21 protein-coding genes are annotated in these 24231 nt (G+C 35.6%); 12 read left to right on the forward strand and 9 right to left on the reverse strand.

Annotated elements, in window-relative coordinates; genetic code table 11:
* From QSV08_RS08930 to QSV08_RS08970, 9 genes are all read right to left on the reverse strand, one after another.
* Nucleotides 1–1191 (reverse strand): molybdopterin molybdotransferase MoeA, encoded by a 1191-nt coding sequence (locus QSV08_RS08930; RefSeq protein WP_324028046.1) that lies wholly within the window; start codon nt 1189–1191, stop codon nt 1–3.
* Nucleotides 1192–1256: 65 nt separating this feature from the next.
* Nucleotides 1257–2033 carry a sulfite exporter TauE/SafE family protein gene (locus QSV08_RS08935; RefSeq protein WP_324028047.1) on the reverse strand — a complete coding sequence of 259 codons (777 nt, stop codon included), beginning with the start codon at nt 2031–2033 and terminating at the stop codon, nt 1257–1259.
* Complete coding sequence (locus QSV08_RS08940) at nt 2017–3090, reverse strand: HesA/MoeB/ThiF family protein (RefSeq protein WP_324028048.1); 1074 nt, start codon at nt 3088–3090, stop codon at nt 2017–2019. The genes QSV08_RS08935 and QSV08_RS08940 overlap by 17 nt, the downstream gene beginning before the upstream one ends.
* Nucleotides 3087–3680, reverse strand: a complete 594-nt coding sequence (locus QSV08_RS08945; RefSeq protein ID WP_324028049.1) for an NTP transferase domain-containing protein — start codon at nt 3678–3680, stop codon at nt 3087–3089. Before QSV08_RS08945 ends, QSV08_RS08940 begins: the two co-directional genes overlap by 4 nt.
* Nucleotides 3664–4137 (reverse strand): cyclic pyranopterin monophosphate synthase MoaC, encoded by a 474-nt coding sequence (gene moaC / locus QSV08_RS08950; RefSeq protein WP_324028050.1) that lies wholly within the window; start codon nt 4135–4137, stop codon nt 3664–3666. The genes QSV08_RS08945 and moaC overlap by 17 nt, the downstream gene beginning before the upstream one ends.
* Nucleotides 4137–5120, reverse strand: coding sequence for a GTP 3',8-cyclase MoaA (moaA, locus tag QSV08_RS08955; RefSeq protein WP_324028051.1), 984 nt, complete (start codon nt 5118–5120; stop codon nt 4137–4139). The genes moaC and moaA overlap by 1 nt, the downstream gene beginning before the upstream one ends.
* 200 nt (nt 5121–5320) lie before the next feature.
* A complete protein-coding gene (locus tag QSV08_RS08960) occupies nt 5321–5737 on the reverse strand; it encodes a molybdenum cofactor biosynthesis protein MoaE (RefSeq protein ID WP_324028052.1) in 417 nt (138 codons plus the stop codon).
* Complete coding sequence (locus tag QSV08_RS08965; RefSeq protein ID WP_133687088.1) at nt 5737–5976, reverse strand: MoaD/ThiS family protein; 240 nt, start codon at nt 5974–5976, stop codon at nt 5737–5739. Before QSV08_RS08965 ends, QSV08_RS08960 begins: the two co-directional genes overlap by 1 nt.
* A 100-nt stretch (nt 5977–6076) precedes the next feature.
* Nucleotides 6077–6871: a hypothetical protein gene (locus QSV08_RS08970; protein ID WP_324028053.1), complete on the reverse strand. Its 795-nt coding sequence runs from the start codon at nt 6869–6871 to the stop codon at nt 6077–6079.
* Between the two features lie 84 nt (nt 6872–6955).
* On the opposite strand from QSV08_RS08970, the gene QSV08_RS08975 reads away from it, so the two are divergent.
* From QSV08_RS08975 to QSV08_RS09030, 12 genes are all read left to right on the forward strand, one after another.
* On the forward strand, nt 6956–7768 hold the full coding sequence (locus QSV08_RS08975; protein WP_324028054.1) for a TrmH family RNA methyltransferase: 813 nt from the start codon (nt 6956–6958) through the stop codon (nt 7766–7768).
* A gap of 45 nt (nt 7769–7813) precedes the next feature.
* Nucleotides 7814–9046, forward strand: coding sequence for a M48 family metallopeptidase (locus QSV08_RS08980; protein WP_324028055.1), 1233 nt, complete (start codon nt 7814–7816; stop codon nt 9044–9046).
* 44 nt (nt 9047–9090) lie between these two features.
* Nucleotides 9091–11295 carry a RelA/SpoT family protein gene (locus QSV08_RS08985; RefSeq protein WP_324028056.1) on the forward strand — a complete coding sequence of 735 codons (2205 nt, stop codon included), beginning with the start codon at nt 9091–9093 and terminating at the stop codon, nt 11293–11295.
* Nucleotides 11296–11345: 50 nt separating this feature from the next.
* Nucleotides 11346–11816 (forward strand): Fur family transcriptional regulator, encoded by a 471-nt coding sequence (locus tag QSV08_RS08990; RefSeq protein WP_324028057.1) that lies wholly within the window; start codon nt 11346–11348, stop codon nt 11814–11816.
* A gap of 25 nt (nt 11817–11841) precedes the next feature.
* A complete protein-coding gene (locus QSV08_RS08995) occupies nt 11842–13113 on the forward strand; it encodes an adenylosuccinate synthase (protein WP_299799076.1) in 1272 nt (423 codons plus the stop codon).
* 138 nt (nt 13114–13251) lie between these two features.
* Nucleotides 13252–14049 carry a 3-keto-disaccharide hydrolase gene (locus tag QSV08_RS09000; protein ID WP_324028058.1) on the forward strand — a complete coding sequence of 266 codons (798 nt, stop codon included), beginning with the start codon at nt 13252–13254 and terminating at the stop codon, nt 14047–14049.
* An 11-nt stretch (nt 14050–14060) separates the two neighbouring features.
* On the forward strand, nt 14061–15497 hold the full coding sequence (locus QSV08_RS09005; RefSeq protein ID WP_324028059.1) for a Gfo/Idh/MocA family protein: 1437 nt from the start codon (nt 14061–14063) through the stop codon (nt 15495–15497).
* 86 nt (nt 15498–15583) lie between these two features.
* Entirely contained in the window at nt 15584–18745 is a 3162-nt protein-coding gene (locus tag QSV08_RS09010) for a PVC-type heme-binding CxxCH protein (RefSeq protein WP_324028060.1), read from the forward strand.
* A gap of 20 nt (nt 18746–18765) precedes the next feature.
* Entirely contained in the window at nt 18766–19749 is a 984-nt protein-coding gene (locus QSV08_RS09015; protein WP_324028061.1) for a ThuA domain-containing protein, read from the forward strand.
* 116 nt (nt 19750–19865) lie between these two features.
* Nucleotides 19866–21524 (forward strand): OstA-like protein, encoded by a 1659-nt coding sequence (locus QSV08_RS09020; protein ID WP_324028062.1) that lies wholly within the window; start codon nt 19866–19868, stop codon nt 21522–21524.
* A gap of 9 nt (nt 21525–21533) precedes the next feature.
* Complete coding sequence (locus QSV08_RS09025; RefSeq protein ID WP_324028063.1) at nt 21534–22709, forward strand: aspartate aminotransferase family protein; 1176 nt, start codon at nt 21534–21536, stop codon at nt 22707–22709.
* A gap of 104 nt (nt 22710–22813) precedes the next feature.
* Nucleotides 22814–24217, forward strand: coding sequence for a tetratricopeptide repeat protein (locus QSV08_RS09030; RefSeq protein WP_324028064.1), 1404 nt, complete (start codon nt 22814–22816; stop codon nt 24215–24217).
* Nucleotides 24218–24231: the final 14 nt, after the last annotated feature.

A 24231-nucleotide genomic window follows, 5' to 3' on the forward strand; every position in this document is an offset into this window, starting at 1 on the left:
CTATCTGGTCTTTATAAAAGGTACAACCTCCCCTACTTCATATTCTTCAGTTCTTGGTTCAAGGCAAATAAATCCGTCTGCCTTTGCCAAACTAGTAAGATCTCCTGAACCATTTTCAACAACAGGCGTTGCCCAAAACATACCCTCTTTTACTTCTGTACTAACCTGAATAAATCGGGTTAGCGGCTGTATTATTTTAATTGCTGCACTTAGTTTAATATACGAATTATCTAATGGAAGTTGCCTAGAGTTCTGTAACCAAGGCAAAAAATACAGGTGATAATTGGCAAATGTAGAAACGGGATTTCCAGGAAAAGAAAAAATAACTGTCTTCAATTCTGGGTGAATTCCGAACCAAAATGGTTTGCCTGGTCTTTGTAAAACTCTATGAAATACTTTTTCAACTCCCAGTGTCTCCATTACCTCAGGTATAAAATCAAACTTCCCTTTCGATACTCCTCCACTTAAAAGAAGTACATCGTTTTCAATTAATGCTTTTTCTAGTTCTCGCTCAATTTCTATTTTATCATCCAACAAATGAAGAGAACTAGCATTAATTTTAGAGTTCAGTAAGGCGGACTCAATAGTCAGCATGTTAGATTTTCGTATTTGGTGTGGCTTGGGAGTTTCATTTACTGCAACCAATTCATTACCCGTAGCAATAGTGCAAATTTTAGGAATACCCATAACCTTTACTGTTGCTTTACCAACAGTAGCCATTACTCCGATTTCTGCAGGAGTAATTTTTTTTCCTTTGGACAACAGAAGCGCACCAGCTTTTTCATCGCTGCCTTGATAATGAATATTTTGCCCTTTTGTCACTTTCTCATTGATAGTAACCTTACCACCATCAATAGTGATATGTTCATACATAACAACGGTATCGCATTTTTCTGGCACTACAGCACCCGTCATCACCTCAAAACAATTTTTTTTATCTGTTAAAACTTGTTGAACCACACCCGCAGCAGCTTCACCTTCAATTGTGAAAAGGTGACCATTATTAACAAGAGTTGAATACTGAATGGCAACACCATCTTTGGTAGCACGATCAAACGGAGGAAAATCTCTATCGGCATAAATATCTTCTGCCAATATTCTATTTAAGCTATCCATAAGTGAAACGACCTCTGAACCTAAGTCTAGAGGATGGTCTAATACTTTTTGAAATGCTTCCTTAAATGTAATCATAGAATTAAAGGTAAAACTAATACAAACTATACCATTGAAGAATTGTAGCTAATTATTTTAAACTTCTAAAATAACCCGAGTCCGTTTACCAACAAGACTCTAATACCCACAACAAATACTAATAAAGCAGTAACCCTTTTAATACCATTTGCCGATAGTTTTTTAAGACTGATCCGAATACCTAACTGTCCGCCAAGAAGAACCGCTATAACCAAGCAAATAGTTTCTCGCCATGGTAGTGATAGCGAATCACTGGTAATCAATCCGAATAAACCGGATATCGAATTAACCAAAATAAAGAAACTTGCAAGCGCTGCTATTTTTATGGCTTTGTTCCATCGCAAATGATTAAGAACGGGAGCTAGAAATATACCTCCACCGATACCTACCAATCCTGATAAGAATCCGATTCCCGCACCTAAAACATAACTTAAATAGTTAGGATAATCTTCAACTTCTTTTTTTGATTTGTTGATTTCAAATGTCTGGACAGCCAAGAATAATGCAGAAAGAATAAGTGAACAACCTAAAATGATAAAAAACACGCTTTCTTTTAATCGAAATGTTGCACCTATGTATGCCAACGGAATACTCGCCAAAACAAAAGGTAAAAAATCTTTTAATTTCGCGTGACCATTTTTAAAATATAGATATGTACTACCTGAAACTACCACTAAATTACAAACCAAAGCAATAGAGCGAATGGCAAAAAAACTAGTTAAAACAAGTGTCAATAAAGCCAAATAGCTAGAACCACCGCCAAAACCTACAGAAGAATATAATGTGGCAATGATAAAAAACCCGATGCATAAAAACACCAATTGCTCAATAGGTATCAACATAATTTTTCATCTGGTTCATACCACCGGTAACATTGACAAAATCTTTACCCGGAAATAATTCTTGCATTTTTGCTATTGCCTTTTTACTACGAACCCCAGACTGACAAATAACATAAACGGTAGTTTCTAAATCAACCTCGGCCACTCTATCAATTAACTCACCTAAAGGAATATGTTTGGCTTCTTTTAAATGTTGCCTTTGAAATTCTTTATCGGTACGTACATCTATGAGTTCAATAAGTTTACCTGAAAGCAATTGCTGAAGCTCACCAGCATCTACTGATTTTAATGCAAGTTTACAGTCAAACTCGTAGCTAGCAGCAAGTGATTTAATCTCATTATTACCAGCCTGTAATTTAAATTTCATTCGTTGTGTACGTTGGCTCAGTGTATCAAAAAGTAACAAAACACCTGATAACACCTCTCCTATTTCCGCAATAACCTTTACTACTTCTAAAGCTTGTAGATTACCAATAATACCAGGCAAAATACCCAGTACGCCATTCTCATTACAATTAGGAACTGCATCTGCCGCCGGCATGGTCGGGAACAAACAACGATATGTTGGTCCGCCTTTATAATTAAACACACTTACCTGACCCTCAAAAGCGTGTAATGCACCATAAACAAAAGGCTTATTTGCTATTACACAGGCATCATTAATTAAATATCTAGTGGGAAAATTATCGGTAGCATCAACAACGATATCATAATCTTTAATAATATCAAGTGCGTTAGCAATCGTTAAATAAGTTTGATAAATATGTATTTGTGTAGTTGAGTTTTGAGCGGACAATTGTTTTTTTATCGCTTCTACTTTGGGCATACCCACCATAGTTTCGGTAAATAAAACCTGACGATGAAGATTAGATAATGATACTACATCTGCATCAACAATACCTAAAGTACCAACACCCATCGCGTTTAGATATGTCAATACGGGAATTCCTAGTCCACCAGCACCAACAACAAGCACTTTGGCATTGTTTAATTTTTGCTGACCTTCGGTTCCAAATCCGTCTAAAGTGATTTGTCTTAGGTAACGTTCCTCGTTCATGGTGCTATTTTAAGTAGCGCTTCTTCATATTCTGCTCTTGAATTTGCATTGAGCAATACTTCTTTTTGTTTCGGAAACACCAAGTTAACATCTGAATTTATGAGAAATTTTCTAGGACAAGAACCATTACCTGCTTCTAAATATGTAACAGATTGTTTCAATGCTTCTGGTTCCCAAATAGCACAAAGTGGCTCTGGCAAAGGATCTTCAGCATCTGCAAAAGCGCTTGCAATCTTATCTGAATCCCTAGCAGCTATTAATTCTTGCAACGCCTGTTTATCCATTAAAGGTAAATCGCACGCCAAGACTAACCAAGCAGCTTCAGGGTGTGCTTTATGAGCCGATAGCAATCCGTTGTACGGACCACGAAATTCATCTTGATCTATTATTGTTTCAAACGAATTTGAAATTTCGCTCTCTTGATCGTTACGAATGCTTAGAAATGTTTGATTACAAACTTCATTTAACAAATGATATAAATGCTCACGTTGTGGCAGGTTATGATAGGTAATCAAACCTTTATCTTCACCCATTCTTGTGCTTTTACCACCTGAAAGCACCAACCCGTATAACTTAGCGTTGGAAATCATTCTTCCCTCCTGTTTTTTGTTCTAATTGAATTGCACCGATTACGATATCTTGCGAAAGTGCTTTACACATATCATAAATCGTTAATGCTGCAATTGAAACTCCTGTTAAAGCTTCCATTTCAACACCTGTCTTTTCATTACATTTTACCGTACATGTAATTTGAAAAGCATCTGTACTTGACTCAATTTCAACATTGATTTTAGATAGGTTTATTTGATGACATAACGGAATCAATTCCGCCGTTTTCTTTACTCCCTGAATACCTGCAATAACAGCCGTTTGCACGATGCTACCTTTTTTACCGACAAAATCTTGCTCAGACAAAGATTTAAAAACCTCTGATGGAAATTTTATAGTTCCACTAGCAATTGCAGTACGTACCGAAGCTGTTTTTTGAGAAACATCTACCATGGTAGCATTCCCAGATTCATCTATATGTGATAATTTCTTCTGCATTATCCTCCTATTGAAGTCATTGAATTACTAAAAACGTCTTTATATTTTTCTTGTGCTTCAAAACCTGTTTTAGCACGATTGCCTACAGCCTTTAAAATTTCTTTTTTAATATTCTCTTCCACATCATCAGCTCTCATGATATCTCTAAGATTTGCACTTGCTTTGGCGTACAAACATGTAATAACATCACCAGTAGCAGAGATTCGTAAACGATTACAACTTCCACAGAAAGTTCTACTGAAGGAAGGAATCACTCCGAAAGTCCCTTTAAAACCGGGAATCTTGTAATTTATAGAAGTTGATGTTTTTGGAGAGTCTAATTTATAATAATCTGGATGCTCCCCTCGAATATGTTCGAGTATGGTTTTAAAATCCCATTTTATAGTTTGAAATTCTTTTGACCCACCATTAAAAGGCATTTCTTCCAAATAACGTACTGACACATTGTAGTGCTTTGTCAATTCTAACATTGGCAAGATATCATCTGTATTCTGACCCTCTAAAGCAATAAAATTAATACGAACATTGAAGCCTTCGGTGATTAAGCGAATCATGTTATTATATACCACGTCGTAATGATCACGGCGCGTAATACGCTCAAAAGTCTCACGGTTAATGGCATCCATACTGACATTAATATTCTTAATGCCCAGTTCTTTCAACTCATCTATATGCGGACCAATTAAAGTTGCATTGGTAGTAACAGAAATATCATTTAGCCCGTCTAATTTTGACAAGCTGCGTAGTAATACCATTAAGTCTTTACGGACAAAAGGCTCACCACCCGTAATTCGTATTTTGTCTATGCCTTGAGAAACTACAATCTCGCTTAATTTCACCAACTCATCTATGGTAAACAACTTGTCATTTTTGGCAAAATTGATTCCCTCCTCTGGCATGCAATAATTACAACGAAGATTGCAACGGTCTGTAACCGCTAACCTCAAGTAATTTATTGGTCTATTATGGTTGTCTACTAACATACTTTTAAATAAAAATTCAAAAAAACAAGTTCAAAAAATAAGTTCAAGTTCAAGTGGCAAGTTCAAATTCAAATTCAAAAAAACAAACTCAAAAACAAGTTCGAGTTTAAATTCTCTCTTCTCTATACTCAATTTTCTTTATTCTATTTTCTAACTTCTCTTCTCTATTCTCTCTCTTCTAACTTCTCTTTTCCAAAAAATCAAGGATGCGCCGAAACCCACACCGTCTTATTCTTAAATTTCTCTTTCTTCCAAATAGGAACCGTTTCTTTTAAGGTATCAATAAGAAATCTACAAGCTTCAAAACAAGCATCTCTATGAGCAGATGATGCACCTACAACCACTACTGGTTCTTCAACACCTTTTTCACCAACGGCATGTCTCATGACCACTTTATTCAACGACCATTTTTGCATTGCGGTGTCGGCAATCTTCTCCATCTCTTTTAACGCCATAGCTTTATAGGTTTCAAACTCTAAAGCAACTACTTCTTCATTGTTCGTAAACTCACGTACGGCACCCACAAAAACACAGATTCCGCCACTATTGGCATCGCTTAATTCAGCATACACCTTAGCAGTATCAATTACATCAACTATCTCGATTACTTTCTTCATTAGCCTCCGCTTACCGGTGGTATAATGGCAATTTCTTCATTGCCGTTCAATAGCACATTATCATCAGCATATTCACTATTTACAGCTACTGCCAATGAATTCAATTTAGAAAATTCAGGATACGATTCAATAAGTTGTTTTTTTAGTTCGGCAACATTTACAGGCTTGAATTCATCAGAAAAACTGATTTCAGAGCTACCTACAATATCTTTTGTTATGCCAAAAAAAAGTACATTCATATCCCTTTAAAATTAGATAAATTCCAAGTTAGGTATAAAAAATAAGGTGCCATAAAAATGGCACCTATTTTAAAAAAATTATATGATTTTGAGAAAAGTCTTACTCCACAATTACAGCATTCTCAGGTGCAGCATAAAAGTCAAGTGGTTTAGCTTCTGTAGATAAACTAGCATTTTCAAAGTTCACCGTTTTAGCTGCTCCTTTAATTTCGCCTTCCTCTACTTTATGCCATGTAATTGATTTCGGCAACAAAACAGCATCAACCTTTACCCAATCATTATAGTTGATCCAGTTAATTTTTGTTGATGGCTCACCACTAAAATAAGTCATGGTATACCCCAACCATCTCATTTCATATGTCTTTGCATCATAATGAATATAGTATTCATCTGTAGATGACGATCCCACTCCACTATTATATGTAATTTTGAACCCAGGGTACGAAACTCCGTCATAAACCAAAGCATCAACTTCTTCATATTTTATTCCGTCATCTGACAATACAAATGGCATCGCATAGAAATAGAACATTAAATTATGATAGAATTTTGGCTTGCCTTCATAATTACCGGTGTTATCTAAAAGCCAAACTTCTCCGTTATAACCAAGTGTGTAATCTGGTGTAAAAATTTTATCGAATCTTTTATGCAGGTCAATTGTTTGTATTTCATTGAATTTCTCATTTGGCATTTCAAAATTCAATGTTTTGTATCCCTTCCAAGCATTTAATCCGCCGTGGGCTTCAAATACTTTATTTAATTCAGTAGGGTATTTATCTAAATTTACATGAACAGCCACTTCTTCAACAGCATCGGTAATCATTTCTTTTTTAGGCGCTTCTTTACATGAAAATATAACCAAGGCTAAAACTAAAAGGTAAAATTTACTCATCATTTCAATTAATTATTTATTATTTTTTGAAATCGCTTAGTCGAGAAACTACAGGGGACTTACTAAATTGAACTATTTTTGTATTTCATGCAAGCAACAAAACACATTAGCAGCGCTCAAAACCCACTGATAAAGAAGATTTTACTTTTAAAAGAAAAATCAAGGGAGCGCAAAAAAACAGGACTTTTCATCTTAGAAGGGCTGCTTGAATTACAACTATCAATTGGCGCGCATTATGAGATAGAAACAGTATTATATTGTGAAGACATTTTAGAGAGTTCTGAAAGTAGCGGTATTTTAAAATCATTTCACTCAGATCAACTTATTTCGGTAAGCACAGAAATCTACAAGAAATTAGCTTACAGAGATACGACCGAAGGAGTAATTGCTATAGCAAAAAGCAAAGACCATCAACTTTCGACATTGAAATTCGAAACTAAGAACCCGTTAATTCTTATCGCCGAAGCTCCTGAAAAACCTGGTAATATAGGCGCATTACTAAGAACTGCAGATGCAGCAAATTTAGACGCTGTTTTAATCGCTAACCCAAAAACAGACCTATACAACCCCAATATTATAAGATCCAGCGTAGGATGCATTTTTTCTAGAAATGTAAAAATGGGCAGCACAACAGAAATTATATCCTATTTAAAGAAAGAAGGATTTAAGATATTCTGTGCAGCACTGTCAGCATCTAAAGATTATACGACAGTAGATTTTAAAGAACCTACCGCAATAGTAGTGGGTACCGAACATTCGGGACTAAGTGCTGAATGGCTAGAAAACAGCACTCAGAATATTATTATACCTATGGAAGGCCAAATAGATTCTATGAACGTTTCGGTATCTGCGGCAATACTTATCTTTGAAGCGAAACGTCAGCGAAAAATTAACAAGTAATATTTATACTTTTTATAGTACAGTTTTCGTTTGCAACTACACTATATGGATAAAACATTCGTCTTTTATTGTATTCTTTTCATTTTGATTGCAGAATTCATACTTGCTACAGTAATGAATTATTTGAATGCAAAACGATTTAAAGACCCTATTCCTGAAGATTTAAATGATGTTTATAATGCTGAAGAATATGAAAAATCGCAAGCGTATAAATTAACCAATTACAAATTTGGTGTTTTTACCTCTATTTTTTCTTTAGTATTAATTTTAGCCTTTTTATTTTTCGGCGGATTTGCTTGGGTAGATAATGTAGCCCAAAGTAACAGCGAGAATATTATTATACAGGCATTGATTTTCTTTGGTATTATTATGATCGGAAGCGATATTCTCAACATTCCATTTTCATATTACCAAACCTTTATAATCGAAGAAAAATTCGGATTCAATAAAACTACAAAAGGAACCTTTTTTCTTGACAAATTAAAACAATGGGCAATGACCATTACTTTTGGCGGTGCAATTCTATCGCTAGTCATTTGGTTTTTTGAATGGGCAGGCACTGATTTTTGGCTGTATACCTGGGCATTTGTAGCGGTATTTACCTTATTCATGAATTTGTTCTACAGTAAATTAATTGTGCCTTTGTTCAATAAACAAGAGCCTTTAGAAGCTGGTAGCTTAAAAGAGAAAATAGAAAATTACGCAGCTCAAGTAGGTTTCGATCTTCAAAACATTTTTGTCATCAATGGATCTAAACGCTCTACAAAAGCAAATGCTTATTTCTCGGGCTTCGGAAAAGAGAAGCGTGTAACACTATATGACACTTTGATCAACGATTTAGAAGAAGAAGAAATTGTTGCTGTTTTAGCCCATGAAATAGGACATTATAAACGAAAACACATCATATTCAACCTAGCCACATCAATAATACTTACAGGATTAATGCTATTTATACTGTCATTATTTATAAATAATCCTGAAGTTAGTTTAGCAATCGGTGTAGACAGACCAAGTTTTCATGCGGCATTAATAGGCTTTGGAATTTTATACAGTCCAATTTCAGAAATCACCGGATTGCTTATGAATCATTTTTCAAGAAAATTTGAATATCAAGCAGATGACTATGCAAAGAACACCTACGCAGCTTTGCCTTTGGTAACATCTTTGAAAAAGTTATCAAAAAACAGTCTAAGCAACTTAACTCCGCATCCGGCATATGTTTTCATGCATTATTCCCATCCGCCGTTAATCGATCGCATACGTAATTTAAAGGCATAATTTTTGTTGCCCATCATATAAGATTATCTTATTTTTAATCTAGTATGACACAGGCAGAAATAGAAGAAGAAAATAAGCTTATAGCTCACGAGTACAAAGAATTACTCCGTATTAGCTACCAAACCTTAACAGATGAGGATAAAAAACTAATACGAAGTGCTTTTGAGATAGCTGTTGATGCGCACAAAACTCAACGAAGAAAATCGGGCGAAGCCTACATTTTTCACCCAATTGCGGTAGCAAAAATCGTAGCATCTGAAATTGGTCTAGATGCCGTATCTATTGCATCTGCCCTACTACACGATGTTGTAGAAGACACCGAATACACCTTAGATGATATTGACCGCATGTTCGGCGAAACTGTAGCGCGTATTGTAGACGGACTCACAAAAATATCTCATTTAAAGAAAGACATGAATATCTCTCAACAGGCAGAGAATTTCAGAAAAATGCTTTTGACTTTAAATGATGATGTTAGGGTAATCATTATTAAAATTGCCGACAGATACCACAATATGCTCACTATGGATTCTATGCCAGAGCATAAGCAAGTTAAAATTGCATCTGAGACCTTATACATTTATGCACCTTTAGCACATAGAATCGGACTTTACAATATTAAGTCAGAATTAGAAGATTTAAGTTTAAAATATACAGAACCCGAAGTTTACAATTCAATTAAGGACAAAATTGAAGAAAGCAAAGAAGAGCAGCAAGCCTATATTGATGCTTTCTCTGATACCATTGATAATTCACTTAAGAAAGAAGGACTTCATTATACTATTAAAGGGAGGATGAAATCTATCTTCTCGATGCGTAAAAAAATGATTGCCCAGAATGTCACTTTTGAGGAAATCTATGACAAATTTGCAATTCGTATTATCTATAAATCTGATGTACAGAACGAGAAGTTTCTTGCTTGGAAAATATATTCCATAGTAACTGATCACTTCACCCCTAACCCAGTAAGATTAAGAGATTGGATCTCATCACCTAAATCTACGGGATACGAAGCATTACACATTACCGTAATGGGACCTCAAGGGAAATGGGTAGAAGTACAGATCAGAAGTGAACGCATGCACGAAATAGCTGAAAAAGGATATGCTGCGCACTTTAAATACAAGCATGGTAATCAAAAAGAACAAGGCATAGATGTTTGGCTAAATAAACTTCAAGAAGCATTAGAAAATGCAAATACCAATGCTGTCGATTTTGTTGAGGAATTCAAGCTCAACCTCTACTCAAAAGAAATATTTGTATTTACCCCTAAAGGAGAATTAAAATCTTTACCTAAAGGTGCTACTCCATTAGATTTTGCATTTAGCATACATACCGAAGTAGGTATGCACACAAGAGGAGCTAAAGTCAATGGTAAATTGGTGCCTTTAAATACCACATTATCTAGTGGTGACCAACTTGAAATTATAACATCTAATCAAGCAAAACCAAATTCAAACTGGTTAGATTATGCTACGACGGCACGTGCTCGCGCAAAGATTAAATCTGTATTAAGGGAAGAGAAAAAATCTGTTGCAGAAGATGGAAAAGAGATTTTACGCCGTAAGCTAAAATCACAAAAAATGACATTGAATGAAGACTCCATTAATAAAATGGTTTCTTTCTTTAAACTTAAAACAAGTCTAGATTTATTTTATAGAGTGGGTATTGGATCCATTGACAATACCATGATCAAAGATTTTGCTTCTTCTTACAACAATGCATTCATAAGTTTCTTTAAAAACAGAATGCGCAAAACACCAGTACCAGAAGATATCAACAAAGATGAGATTACGTCTAAGTATGACATGTTGGTTTTTGGTAAAGAAGAAGAAAAATTAGAATATAAACTTTCGCAATGTTGTAATCCAATACCTGGTGACGAGGTATTTGGTTTTGTAAGTGTATCTGAAGGTATTAAGGTTCATAAAAAGAATTGTCCCAATGCCATCTCATTACAATCTAATTATGCATACCGTATCATTAGTGCGAAATGGATAGATTCATCTCAACAAGAATACCAAGCTGATATTGTTATGACCGGTATTGATAACCTCGGTCTTGTAAGTGATATTACAGAAGTTATATCTGATATTATGCACGTGAATATGCGTAATTTAAATTTCAGCACCGATGGTGGAACATTTAAAGGTAAGATTACTGTAGTGGTCAAAAATAAAGCTGTATTAAAAAAGCTGACCGACAATCTTATGAACATCAACGGTATTGATAAAGTTACACGTATTTAAAAAAAGTAAATTAAAATTTAACTGTACCTTTGTGCATTAATGTAGCATATATGTCTTCTGATAAAAATCAAGAAATTGTAAAAAACGTCTTCACAACCTTTTTGGGGGACAAAGGACATAGAAAAACCCCTGAACGCTACGCCATTCTTCAAGAAATTTACGAAAGTGAAGAGCATTTTGATATAGAATCACTCTATATTAAAATGAAAAATAAAAACTATCGCGTTAGTAGGGCTACCTTATACAATACAATAGAACTTCTTTTAGATTGTAAATTGGTACGTAAGCACCAGTTTGGCAAAAATCAGGCACAATACGAAAAGTCATATTTTGACCGTCAGCATGACCACGTTATTCTTACCGATACCGGTGAAGTAATGGAGTTCTGTGACCCACGAATTCAATCTATAAAAAAAACGATAGAAGAAGTTTTTGACATTACCATAAACACACATTCCCTATATTTTTACGGGACTAAAAATACTCCTGCAAAAGAAGCAGGCAAAAAAGAAATTAAATAGAACTAACCAAGTATATAATATTTAGATGGCAGTAGATTTATTGTTAGGCCTACAATGGGGTGACGAAGGAAAAGGAAAAATTGTTGATGTATTAACTAGAGATTACGACATTATTGCGCGTTTTCAAGGTGGTCCAAATGCTGGTCACACCTTAGAATTTGACGGTATTAAACACGTACTTAGAACTATTCCTTCAGGAATTTTTCATAAAAAAGCAATGAACGTTATTGGTAACGGTGTTGTTATCGATCCGGTTGTTTTTGTAAAAGAACTAGAAGGTTTAGACCAGTTCAACATAGATTACAAAGCAAAACTTATTATTTCTAGAAAAGCACATTTAATATTACCAACTCACCGTTTGTTAGATGCAGCTTCTGAAGCATCTAAAGGAAAAGCAAAAATTGGTTCTACTTTGAAAGGTATTGGTCCGACTTATATGGACAAGACTGGTAGAAACGGTATGCGTATTGGAGATTTAGAATTAGAATCTTGGAAAGAAAAATACCGTCATTTAGCAGATAAGCATGAAACTATGATTAGTTTCTACAATGTAGATGTACAGTATGATTTGGATGAAATGGAAGTAGAATTCTTTGAAGCTGTAGAGCGTTTAAAAGAATTAACTTTTATAGATAGCGAAGAGTATTTAAACCAAGCTATTAAAGCAGGTAAAACTATTTTAGCAGAAGGTGCTCAAGGGTCTTTATTAGACATCGATTTTGGTACATACCCATTTGTTACATCATCTAATACAACAGCAGCAGGTGCTTGTACAGGTTTAGGTATTGCACCTAATAAAGTAAAAGAAGTATATGGTATTTTCAAAGCATATACTACTCGTGTAGGTTCTGGTCCTTTCCCAACAGAATTGTTCGATGAAGTTGGTGCAGAAATGGCTAAAGTAGGTCACGAATTTGGTGCAGTAACCGGTAGACCTCGTCGTTGTGGTTGGTTAGACCTTGTAGCATTAAAATATGCTTGTCAAGTAAATGGTGTTACACAATTAAATATGATGAAGGGCGATGTACTTTCTGGTTTTGATAGCCTGCAAGTATGTACTGCTTACGAGTACAAAGGCGAAACCATAACTCATTTTCCATATAACATAGAACCAGAGAACGTAACTCCTATTTACACTGAGTTCGCTTGTTGGAAAGAAGACTTAACTAAAATGACTTCAGCAGACCAATTGCCGAAAGAACTTAACGAGTATATTGACTTTCTTGAAAAAGAATTAGAAGTGCCAATTAAGATTGTTTCTGTTGGTCCAGATAGAACACAAACAATTTCAAGATAAACATCTAACGACCAAGAGCGGTTGTTCGACTTACAGGAATGGCGATATAGGGAAATACCTTTATCGCCATTCTTTTTTTTTGTAATTTCAATATCGTGTAAAATGTAAATTTTACATCTTTCAACTACAACTCGATATATGAAAAAAACCACCTTCGCAACACTAATCGCACTTATTGCTTTAACTATTTCTTGTAAAACAGAAAAAAAACAAACAACAGAAGAGCAAACAAAAACCGAAGAACCAGCTAAAGGCGAATGGATTACCTTATTCGACGGAACCACTACTAAAGGTTGGCGTGCATACAACGGTAAAGAACTACCACCAGGATGGATTGCTAAAGATGGTGAATTACAATTCGATACTGAATTAGGAAAAGAACAAGACTACACAGGTGGCACTGATATTATTTATGGTGCAGAAGAGTTTGATAATTTTGAACTCTATGTAGAATGGAAATTACCAAAAGGCGGTAATAGTGGTATTTTCTATCACTTAAAAGAAGGCTATGATAGTCCGCCAGAAGTTTCACCTGAATACCAATTAATCGATGATGAAAATTACGCCAGCATTCACGACTTAACTGACTACAACCTAAGCTTAGGGTATACAGACAAACCCGAAGAACTAAAACCACTTCAGCAAACTGCTTCTGATTACGCCATGCATGCGGCTGAACCTGAAGGAAAAATATTGAACCCTGTTGGAGAATGGAATACTACTAAAATCATTTTCACACCTGAACAAGTTGAGCATTGGCTTAACGGTAAAAAGGTAGTATCATTTGTACCTTGGAATGAAGCTTGGTACGCAAAGAAGAATTCAGACAAATGGAAGAATAGTAAAGATTATGGCAAGTTTAAAACTGGCTATATAGGCTTCCAAGATCACTCTAGCCCCATCTGGTTTAGAAATATAAAAATCAAAAAACTTTAAAGACCACACCAATGAATAAAAGAGACTTTTTAAAAAACGCGGCAGCATTGTCCACATTTGTATTATTACCATCTGGACTTTGGTCTTGTAAAAAAGAAGAAACGAAATTAACTAGGCTTCGTACTGCGCATATTGGTGTTGGTAATATGGGCGCAGCAGATTTGGAAGCCATTTCATCACACAGCAAGGTAGATGTAACTGTATTATGCGACGTTGATGCTAATAATTTGGCAGAAGCAAAAAAACTGCATCCAAATGCAAAAACATATACCGACTATAGAGTGATGTTAAAAGAAATGGGCGATGAAATTGATGCTGTGGTTGTATCAACTCCTGATCATACCCATGCACCTGCTTCTATGATGGCTATGGAGATGGATAAGCCAGTGTATTGTCAAAAACCGTTGACGCATTATGTATCTGAGGCTAGAGCTATGAACAAACTAGCAGCAGAAAAAGGCTTGATTACCCAAATGGGAATTCAAGTACATTCATTTTACGATTATAAACTAGCTACCTTATTAATACAATCTGGTATTATTGGCAAAGTACATACGGTACGAGCATGGTCACCAAAAGATTGGGGCTATGACGGAACTGAACCAACAGGTTCTGACCCAATACCAGAATCTTTAGATTGGAATTTATGGTTGGGAACTTCTGCAGAAAGACCATATAAAGAAGGATTCTATCACCCAGGTAATTGGAGAAAATTAGTCGATTACGGTTGTGGTACTTTAGGTGATATGGGCGTTCATATTTTTGACACTCCGTACAATGCTCTAGACCTGCAAGTTCCTATGACCATTAAAAATGAATGTAGAGAACCAAACGGATTCGGTTTTCCACAAAACAATGTTGTGACTTACGAATTTCCGCAGACTCCTTACACCACAGAAACATTAAAATGGGTTTGGTACGATGGTCCGGGTGCACCGCAAGACCATGAAGATTTAATACTTCCTGGAGCTAAGAAAGTGAAAGGTTCAGAAGAAACTGCGGAAGATTCTATGGAAGACAAAATGTCTCTAGAAACCAAAACTGCAGATAAAGGTACATTGCCTGACCAAGGTGCTATGTTCATTGGTGAAAAAGGAAGATTATTGTTACCTCACTTCATGCAACTACCAACTAAAATAGTAGATGGGGAATATGTGGATATATCTGCAGAAATAGAAGCGGTTGAAAAAGCGAATAATATGGGTAAACCAATTCGTAATTATGACACGGAAGGAGCTAAACATTATCATCAGTTTGTAGATGCCTGTTTAGGCACAGATGAAACCACCGCGCCATTCTCCTATGCTTCTAGACTTACCGAAACTATTTTACTAGGTGTAATTGCTGGTAGATTCCCTAATCAAGTTTTACATTGGGATAGTGAAAACGCCAAGTTCTCTGAAGATGAAGCCAACGCTTTCTTAGAAGGCGATTACAGAAATTTCTAAATCATATTTAAAATAATAAAAACCACTTTCGAGTGGTTTTTTTATATCTATATTTAAAGGAACGAACTGCCACCAACTTACTCAAAATGACAACAATCACTACAAAATTATTTAGATTCGCTCTACTACTCATAAGCGTTCTAATTGTTCAAAGCTGTACTGAAAGCAAAGAGCCGTTAATAGATATAAAACCACATTCAACTATTGTTTTTATTGGAAACAATCTAGGATCTAGAATGTTAAATTATGGTAGTTTAGAAACGGAATTGCAATTGCGCTACCCTAAAGATTCGTTAATCATTAGAAATATGTGCGATGGTGGCGACACCCCAGGCTTTAGACCACATTCGGGGCGGGTATCGCCCTGGGCTTTTCCTGGTGCCGAAAAGTTTCAAACAGAACTAGCAAAGAATTCTGGCAGTGAAGGAATTTTCGAAACTCCTGATGAATGGTTAACACGCTTAAACACCGATGTTATTTTAGCTTTTTTCGGTTATAATGAATCTTTTGAAGGTACTAATGGACTAGAAAATTACAAGGCGGAATTAGATGCATTTATAAAACATACTTTAAAACAGAAATACAATGGAACTTCCACTCCACAATTAGTATTGGTTTCCCCTATTGCTTTTGAAGATATTTCAGACCATTTTGATGTACCAAATGGAGTATCAGAAAATGAAAATTTGAAGTTGTATACCCATGCAATGAAAGATATTAGCGCTGCTAATAATATTCCTTTTATAGATGTTTTAAGCCCCACTAAACAATGGTTTCAAAATACCGAAAATGACATAACTATAGATGGCTCTCAAATGAACAAAAGCGGATATGATAAATTCGCTAAACATCTGGCTAATGAACTTACTGGTAATAAAGCTGTTAAATCTGAAACCAAAAGAATAGCTACAAACGAAGCTATCGCCGAAAAGAATTTTTACTGGCATAATGATTATAAAATTCCGAATGGAGTTCATGTTTTTGGAAGACGCCATGCCCCTTATGGTCCTGACAACTACCCCTACGAAATAAAAAAAACTAGAGAACTTACTTCAATTAGAGATTCGTCTATTTGGGCTAGCGCTCAAGGTAATTCTTATGACATAAATTCGGCAGATGCCTTAACATCTCAACTGCCTCCCGTAGAAACCAATTACAATTTAGGAAATAGCGAAGATATCGTACACTACAAGTATGGCGAAGATGCTATTAAAACATTGACCGTGCCTAATGGATATAAAGTTGAATTATTTGCGTCGGAAAAGGAATTTCCAAATTTGGCCAACCCCGCGCAAATATCTTTTGACAACAAAGGTCGTTTGTGGATTGCTACCCTACCCTCTTATCCACATTATAAGCCGGGCGACCCAAAGCCAAATGATAAGATAATTATCTTAGAAGACACCGACAACGATGGCAAGGCAGATAAGGAAACGGTATTCGCAGATAAATTACATTTACCTATTGGCTTCGAATTTTCACCAGAAGGCGTTTATGTGAGCCAAGGCACCAACTTAAAACTGTACACAGATACCGATGGAGATGACAAGGCCGATAATGTTGAAATAGTACTGAGTGGATTTGATGATCATGATACGCACCACGCCATTTCGGCATTTTGTGCAGACCCTTCTGGAGCTTTTTATATGTCGGAAGGTATTTTTCTCCATACGAATGTTGAAACCTCATACGGAACGGTGCGAGCCACTAATGGCGGATTTTACAGATACAATCCGCAGCGCAAACATTTAGAGCGAACATTGCAAGTTGCTATTCCGAATCCGTGGGGAATTGCTTTTGACGATTGGGGTCAAGATTTCTTTTTACACACTTCAGGTCCGAAAGTAAATTGGATGATGCCAAGTTCTTTAAAACCTATTTACGGAATTTCGTCTCCACTAACAGAAGAACTTATTGAAGAAGCGCATCGGGTTAGACCAACATCGGGTATGGAGTTTATATCAAGCAGTCATTTTCCTGAAGAAGTACAAGGCGATATGTTGCTAGCTAATTCCATTGGATTTTTAGGATTGAAACAACACCAAATGATGGAAGACGGCACTGGGTATTCTTCTAAACATAGACAAGATTTAATTACGAGTACTGACCCTAACTTTAGACCTGTAGAAATGGAATTTGCGCCAGATGGTTCTTTATATATTGTTGATTGGCACAATGTACTAATCGGGCACATGCAGCATAATGCGCGCGACCCATTGCGCGATCATGTACATGGCAGAATTTATAGAATCACCTACCCTTCTAGACCTCTTATAAAACCAGCTAAAATTGATGGAGCTTCTATTGCACAGTTATTCGAAAATTTAAAACTATCGGAATATAGAACACGATACAGAACTCGCAGAGAATTAAGAAGTAGAAAAAGCGAAGAAGTATTAAAATATTTAAATACTTGGGTAGGTAATTTAGATAAAAACGACACCAATTATGACCACAATCGACTAGAAGCATTATGGGTTTCATGGGGAATGAATAAAGTTGATGAACCTCTTTTAGAATCGTTATTAAAAACTGACGACCATAGAGTACGAGCTGCATGTGTACGCGTAATAAGGTACATGAGTCATCAATTAATTAACGCCCAAGATTTATTAAAATTAGCAGCTACCGACAAACACGGCAGAGTTCGGTTAGAAGCTATTACTGCAGCATCTTGGCTACCAAAACTTGAAGGCATGGAAATACTAGAAATCGCCAGAAAACATCCTTTAGACGAATGGATGCAAGATTCTTTCAATTTTGCAGAAACAAGATTAACAGGTGATTTTATGGAAGAAGCTAACGAGGAAATTCTAGCATCTCACCTAAAAGGAACAGATTTAGAAGTCTTTACAAAAGGAAAAAAGATTTACGAAACAGAAGGCTATTGCATTACCTGCCATCAAGAAAGTGGCTCAGGGCTACAAAAAGCTGGATACCCAACATTAGTGGGTCAAGAATGGGTTTTAGGGGATGAAGAACGATTAATAAAATTAGCTCTTCACGGACTTTACGGACCAATGAATGTAATGGGCAATCAATACGAAGGTCAAGTACCTATGATGGCATTTAAAGGTCTTTTAAAAGATGATGAAATTGCAGCTGTACTTACTTATGTCAGAAATTCATTTGGCAATAAAGCATCGGTAATCGATCCAAAGAAAGTAAGAGAAGTACGAGAAGCAACCAAAGACAGAAAAAGTTTCTATACTGCCGATGAGTTGCTAAAAGAACATCCTATGAAATAATCAACCATAAAATAAACCTTATGAAAAGTAATTATTTAGCGATACTATTTCTATGCCTATTAACGGCCTGTGGAGAAAAATCGAAAGAAAAAATAGCGCCGCCTATAGATGAAACCAAACCACCTCATATTGTTTTTGTTACAGGTGAAGAAGAATACCGATCAGAAGAATCTTTCCCCATGTTAGCAAAATTGGCAAAAAGAGAATTAGGAGCGAAAGTTACCGTAGTCTATTCTGTAGATAGTTTAGGTATTATAGACCCCAACAGAACTGATCACATTGCGGGCTTAGAAGCATTAGAAACAGCAGATTTAATGGTGGTTTTTATGCGTTTTAGAGATATCCCAAAAAGCGAACGAGATTATATTACCAATTATGTAGAATCTGGTAAGCCCATAGTTGGTTTCAGAACTACTACACATGCCTTTAAATATGATAATGATTCAACCTTAATCGAATTCAACGAAGCTTGGCCTGCAAAAGTATTTGGTCAACAATGGATCACTCACCATGGTCATTTTGATGATGGTAAATTTCCGGTCACCAATATTTCTATAAAAGAAGGTCATGCTGAAAACCCTATATTAAACGGATTTTCAGAATTCGAAGCATACAGCTGGTTGTACCATGTAGATGGTGGCGATTGGAAACTTCAAGGCGATAGCGAACCCTTTTTAATGGGGCACTCCACAAAATCGCAACATGAAATCGACGGTAAATTAGAAGACTTTTCATTAGATAATCCTGTTGCATGGACAAAGAGTTACACCGGATCTTCAGGCAAAAAAGCAAGAGTATTCTTTACCACACTTGGGCATCCTTATGACTTTAAACTTCCTGTGGTTCGTAAGATTGCCATGAACGGAATTTATTGGGCATTAGGTAAAGAAAATAGTATTCCTTCAGATGGAGTGAATGTCAACCTAGACGAACCTTTCTTACCTAATAATTCAGGATTTGGACAAAAATTCAAAAAGAATCAAAAACCGGAGCCTATACAGTAGTACTTTACTAAATGTATGCTAATAGTTTTATGCGCTCTTTTAAAATGTTCTATTTTTGAAAAAAAAGTAGATTGAAAACCTTTTGCGCGTCCTTCTTATTATTTTTAGCTTTTTCAATGTTGGGTTTAGCCCAAGATGCTACAGCTGAAGAAGAATCAAAACAAATTAATATTGTCTATGGAGCCAACTTCACTAAAAATGAAGCGGAATACCCAGGTGCTTCTATATTTAGTAAAGATGACCGACAAGTACAGTTTGAACATCAAGGTGCCGACTTATGGTGCGACGTTGCCATTTATTACCAATTAGAAAATCGATTAGAAGCTATAGGTAATGTTATATTAAAGCAAGGTGATTCGGTCGAAATGACCAGTAAAAAAATCAATTATTTAGGTGATGTAAAATTAGCGAAGGCTTGGGGAAATGTTGTTTTGACAAATTCTGACATGACCTTAAGAACAGATACCTTGCGTTTAGACCGTGAAAAACAAGAAGCTTTTTATCAAGATAATGGCACCGTAATAGATTCCGCCAATACATTGACCAGTAAAATAGGCAAGTATTTCATGGAACTAAAAAAGTATCAATTTTTAGATAGTGTACATGTTCAAAACCCTAAATATACGGTAGACTCTGAACAATTAGATTACTACACCACTTCCAAAAACGCTTACATGTACGGTCCGTCAACCATTAATGGTGAGGCATACAAAATATATTGCGAGAGAGGTTTTTACGATACTAAGATTGAAAGTGGCTACGGCATTAAAAACACGCGTATAGATTATAATAACAGAATTATTGAAGGTGACAGCGTGTACTTCAACAAAGCAAAAGAATTTGCATCTGCAACCAACAACATTACCGTAACCGATACTATCAATAACGGTATCATTAGAGCACATTACGCCGAAGTTTACAAGGCAAAAGATTCTGTTTTTGCTACCCGCAGGGCAGTTTCTATCTCTGTGCAAGAAAGAGATTCACTTTATGTACATGGCGATACCTTAATGGTAACCGGTAAACCAGAAGATAGAATATTACGAGCCTTTAGAAATGCCAAATTTTATAAAACCGATTTAAGCGGAAAATGTGATAGTATACACTCCGCACAAAAGACAGGTATTACTCAATTAATTAAAAATCCAGTTATTTGGAACGGCGCCAACCAAATGACAGGTGATAGTATTCACCTAAAATCGAATTTAGAAACTGAAAAATTAGACTCTTTAAAAGTATTAAATAATGCCTTTATTATCTCTTTAGACAGTGTTAGCATGACGGGGTACAACCAAGCCAAAGGGATTAATTTGTACGGAAAGTTTATTGAGAACGAATTAAAACTTATTGATCTAGTACAGAATACTGAAGTCGTTTACTATATGTATAATGATGATGACGAACTAATAGGAATAGATAAAACCGTTTGTAGTAAAATTAGAATTACTATGGCCGAAAATGATATAGAAGACCTTACATTTTACACAGATCCTGATGGAGATATTTTTCCCGAAAAAGATTTACCTAAAAATAGCAGAATATTAAAAGGCTTCGTTTGGCGTGGCGATGAACGTATTCTCACCAAAGATGATATTTTTGATGAAGACGATAACAACTTAGAACTTGTGGTAATTAACGGTATTGATAACCCCATTGATATTGATGCTGAAGAGCAACAAAGAAGCAAAAACGAAACTGACCCTATTAACAATATTTCGGGTCAAGATAAAGCGACAGATCCTAAAAAATCTGTGAAGCCAAAAAAGATAAAATAGGTCTTTGAAATGAATAAAGACTTTCTACAATATCAAGCACAAACTTCCCCCTATCCTCTAGGTATGGAAGTATCTCATGCCAGAGGCAGTTATATTTATGACACCAATGACAATGCACATTTAGACTTTGTTGCAGGTGTTTCGGCTTGCACACTTGGTCATTGTCACCCAGAGGTTGTTCAAGCAATAAAAAATCAAGTAGATAAATATATGCATGTAATGGTGTACGGCGAATATTCGCAATCACCAGCGACTACGTATACCAAATTATTGGCAGACAATTTACCTGCACCTTTAGAGGTTACCTATTTGGTAAATTCAGGAACCGAAGCTATAGAAGGCGCATTAAAACTTGCTAGAAGATATACAGGTCGTTCAGAAATTATAGCAGCTAAATCTGCCTATCATGGCAATACCATGGGTAGTTTAAGTTTAATGGATTTCGAAGAGCGCAAAAGTGTATTTAGACCCTTGCTGCCAGATATTTATCATATTGAATTCAACAACGATAAAGATTTAGAGAAAATCACCACCAAAACCGCATGTGTTATATTAGAAACCATACAAGGTGGTGCTGGTTTTATACTCCCAAAAAATGGCTATCTAAAGAAAGTAAAAGAGCGTTGTACAGAAATGGGTGCATTACTTATACTAGATGAAATACAACCAGGTTTCGGCAGAACAGGAAAGCTATTCGCTTTTGAACATTTCGATTGTGTTCCCGATATTTTAGTTATCGGTAAAGGCATGGCATCAGGTTTACCCGTTGGTGCATTTACAGCAAGTAAAGAGATTATGCATACGTTGAGCGAGAATCCGAAAATGGGTCACATTACTACATTTGGTGGTAATCCTGTAATCGCGGCATCTAGTTTAGCAACTCTGAATGTCTTATTAAACTCAAATTTGATAGCTGAAACTTTAAGAAAAGAAGCACTATTTAAATCGCTATTAAAACATCCGAAGATAAAAGAAATTAGAGGCAAAGGTTTAATGCTTGCTTTAATAATGGATACTCCAGAAACTGCGAATGAATTAGTGCTACAAGCAAAAGAAAAGAACCTCATTCTATTCTGGTTATTATTCGAAAATAGGGCAGTAAGAATTTCTCCGCCATTAACTATTTCAGAAAAAGAAATTAAAGAAGGTTGCGCAATAATTTTAGCACTTCTTAACTCTATGTAAATCAACGTTGTTAACTAATTTGTTAATAATATCGATTCGTACGGTGGCTGAAACCCCGCACAATCACTTACTTTTAAAATATCTTGTAAAACCAAAAAGTTCCTATGGCGTTAGAATCTAACGAGAGACCGGACAAGCCAATTACAAAATTCGAATCAATGTTGAAGACAGACGACGTCTATTTCTTTGATGCTGAGGATTTTGAAGATATTGTGCACCACTACCTAAATCATGGGAAGGTTTCTTTGGCTAAAAAAGGAATTAAAATTGGTCTACAGCAACATCCGGCTTCTATAGAATTAAAATTACTTCAGGTAGAAGTCATGGTTTTTGAAAACCAGATGGAAAAAGCTGAGGCACTTTTAGATGAACTACAAAGATTAGATAATTACAACGATGAAATTTATATTCAACGTGCCAATATATTTTCTAAGCGCGATGATCACGAAGGTGCTATAGAATTACTACAAAAGGCATTAAGCTTTACTAATAATAGTTTTGACATTTATAGTCTTTTGGGCATGGAATATTTGTTCATGGACAATTTCGATAACGCCAAAGAGAGCTTTATGAAATGTGTCGAGTTTGACGAACAAGATTATTCTTCACTTTATAATGTGGTGTATTGCTTTGAGTTTCTTGAAGATTACGATGGCGCTATTGTTTACCTTAATAGTTATTTAGAAAAAAATCCATATTGCGAAGTAGCATGGCATCAATTGGGTAAGCAATACTATTACAAAGAAATGTTTACTGAGGCATTGGGCGCTTTTGATTTTGCTGTTATTTCAGATGACACTTTTATAGGGGCATATTTCGAAAAAGCCAAAGTACTTGAGAAACTAGGCCGACATAAAGAAGCCATCGAAAATTACAAAACTACCATTGCTATTGAAGACCCTACATCTCATGCATTTTTAAGAATAGGAAAATGTTATGAAAAACTGAAGGATACCGAAATGGCTAAATACTATTTCTACCAAACGGTTCACGAAGATCCATTGTTAGACAAAGGGTGGTTAGCTATTACAAATCTATATTTTAATACTAGAGATTTTGAAAAAGCCATTTTTTACATCAATAAGGCATTGAATATAGATGGTGAAAATCCGCAGTACTGGAAAAAATGTGCAAATATTCACATGGCATTAAAGAATTATGACCAAGCAGATTTTGCATTTAAACAAGCTGTAGAACTAGGTAACTATGAATTGGACACGTGGTTGAATTGGGCTGAAGTCGTTCATTTAAACGGTGATGAATCATCAGCGGTAGAAATTCTTTCTCAAGGAAGAGAGTTTTATCCTGAAAGTTTAAAACTTTTATATAGATCTGTAGGCTATTTGCTGCTTGCCGAAGACCCTATTAATGCACGTATTATGTTTATGGATGCTTTGAAAATTGATAAAAAACAGGAAAAACTACATTTGTTCATTGAAAATTTTCCGGAATACGGCAAGTCTGAATGGACACAAGAAATTGTAAGAAAATACAATAAAACCTCATAGAATAGGTTCTACAT

The organism is Maribacter sp. BPC-D8 (assembly GCF_035207705.1).
In the GTDB taxonomy this organism is placed as follows: Bacteria; Bacteroidota; Bacteroidia; order Flavobacteriales; family Flavobacteriaceae; genus Maribacter.

Bases quoted from the DNA above. Each gene is read 5' to 3' on its own strand.
- QSV08_RS08995 (WP_299799076.1), top strand. From the start codon at position 11,842: ATGGCAGTAGATTTATTGTTAGGCCTACAATGGGGTGACGAAGGAAAA.
- QSV08_RS08970 (WP_324028053.1), bottom strand. From the start codon at position 6,871: ATGATGAGTAAATTTTACCTTTTAGTTTTAGCCTTGGTTATATTTTCA.
- QSV08_RS09025 (WP_324028063.1), top strand. From the start codon at position 21,534: ATGAATAAAGACTTTCTACAATATCAAGCACAAACTTCCCCCTATCCT.
- QSV08_RS09015 (WP_324028061.1), top strand. From the start codon at position 18,766: ATGAAAAGTAATTATTTAGCGATACTATTTCTATGCCTATTAACGGCC.
- QSV08_RS08990 (WP_324028057.1), top strand. From the start codon at position 11,346: ATGTCTTCTGATAAAAATCAAGAAATTGTAAAAAACGTCTTCACAACC.
- QSV08_RS09030 (WP_324028064.1), top strand. From the start codon at position 22,814: ATGGCGTTAGAATCTAACGAGAGACCGGACAAGCCAATTACAAAATTC.
- moaC (WP_324028050.1), bottom strand. From the start codon at position 4,137: ATGCAGAAGAAATTATCACATATAGATGAATCTGGGAATGCTACCATG.
- QSV08_RS08980 (WP_324028055.1), top strand. From the start codon at position 7,814: ATGGATAAAACATTCGTCTTTTATTGTATTCTTTTCATTTTGATTGCA.
- QSV08_RS08940 (WP_324028048.1), bottom strand. From the start codon at position 3,090: ATGAACGAGGAACGTTACCTAAGACAAATCACTTTAGACGGATTTGGA.
- QSV08_RS08945 (WP_324028049.1), bottom strand. From the start codon at position 3,680: ATGATTTCCAACGCTAAGTTATACGGGTTGGTGCTTTCAGGTGGTAAA.
- QSV08_RS08930 (WP_324028046.1), bottom strand. From the start codon at position 1,191: ATGATTACATTTAAGGAAGCATTTCAAAAAGTATTAGACCATCCTCTA.
- QSV08_RS09020 (WP_324028062.1), top strand. From the start codon at position 19,866: ATGTTGGGTTTAGCCCAAGATGCTACAGCTGAAGAAGAATCAAAACAA.
- QSV08_RS08960 (WP_324028052.1), bottom strand. From the start codon at position 5,737: ATGAAGAAAGTAATCGAGATAGTTGATGTAATTGATACTGCTAAGGTG.
- QSV08_RS08985 (WP_324028056.1), top strand. From the start codon at position 9,091: ATGACACAGGCAGAAATAGAAGAAGAAAATAAGCTTATAGCTCACGAG.
- QSV08_RS09010 (WP_324028060.1), top strand. From the start codon at position 15,584: ATGACAACAATCACTACAAAATTATTTAGATTCGCTCTACTACTCATA.
- QSV08_RS08975 (WP_324028054.1), top strand. From the start codon at position 6,956: ATGCAAGCAACAAAACACATTAGCAGCGCTCAAAACCCACTGATAAAG.
- moaA (WP_324028051.1), bottom strand. From the start codon at position 5,120: ATGTTAGTAGACAACCATAATAGACCAATAAATTACTTGAGGTTAGCG.
- QSV08_RS08935 (WP_324028047.1), bottom strand. From the start codon at position 2,033: ATGTTGATACCTATTGAGCAATTGGTGTTTTTATGCATCGGGTTTTTT.
- QSV08_RS09005 (WP_324028059.1), top strand. From the start codon at position 14,061: ATGAATAAAAGAGACTTTTTAAAAAACGCGGCAGCATTGTCCACATTT.
- QSV08_RS08965 (WP_133687088.1), bottom strand. From the start codon at position 5,976: ATGAATGTACTTTTTTTTGGCATAACAAAAGATATTGTAGGTAGCTCT.
- QSV08_RS09000 (WP_324028058.1), top strand. From the start codon at position 13,252: ATGAAAAAAACCACCTTCGCAACACTAATCGCACTTATTGCTTTAACT.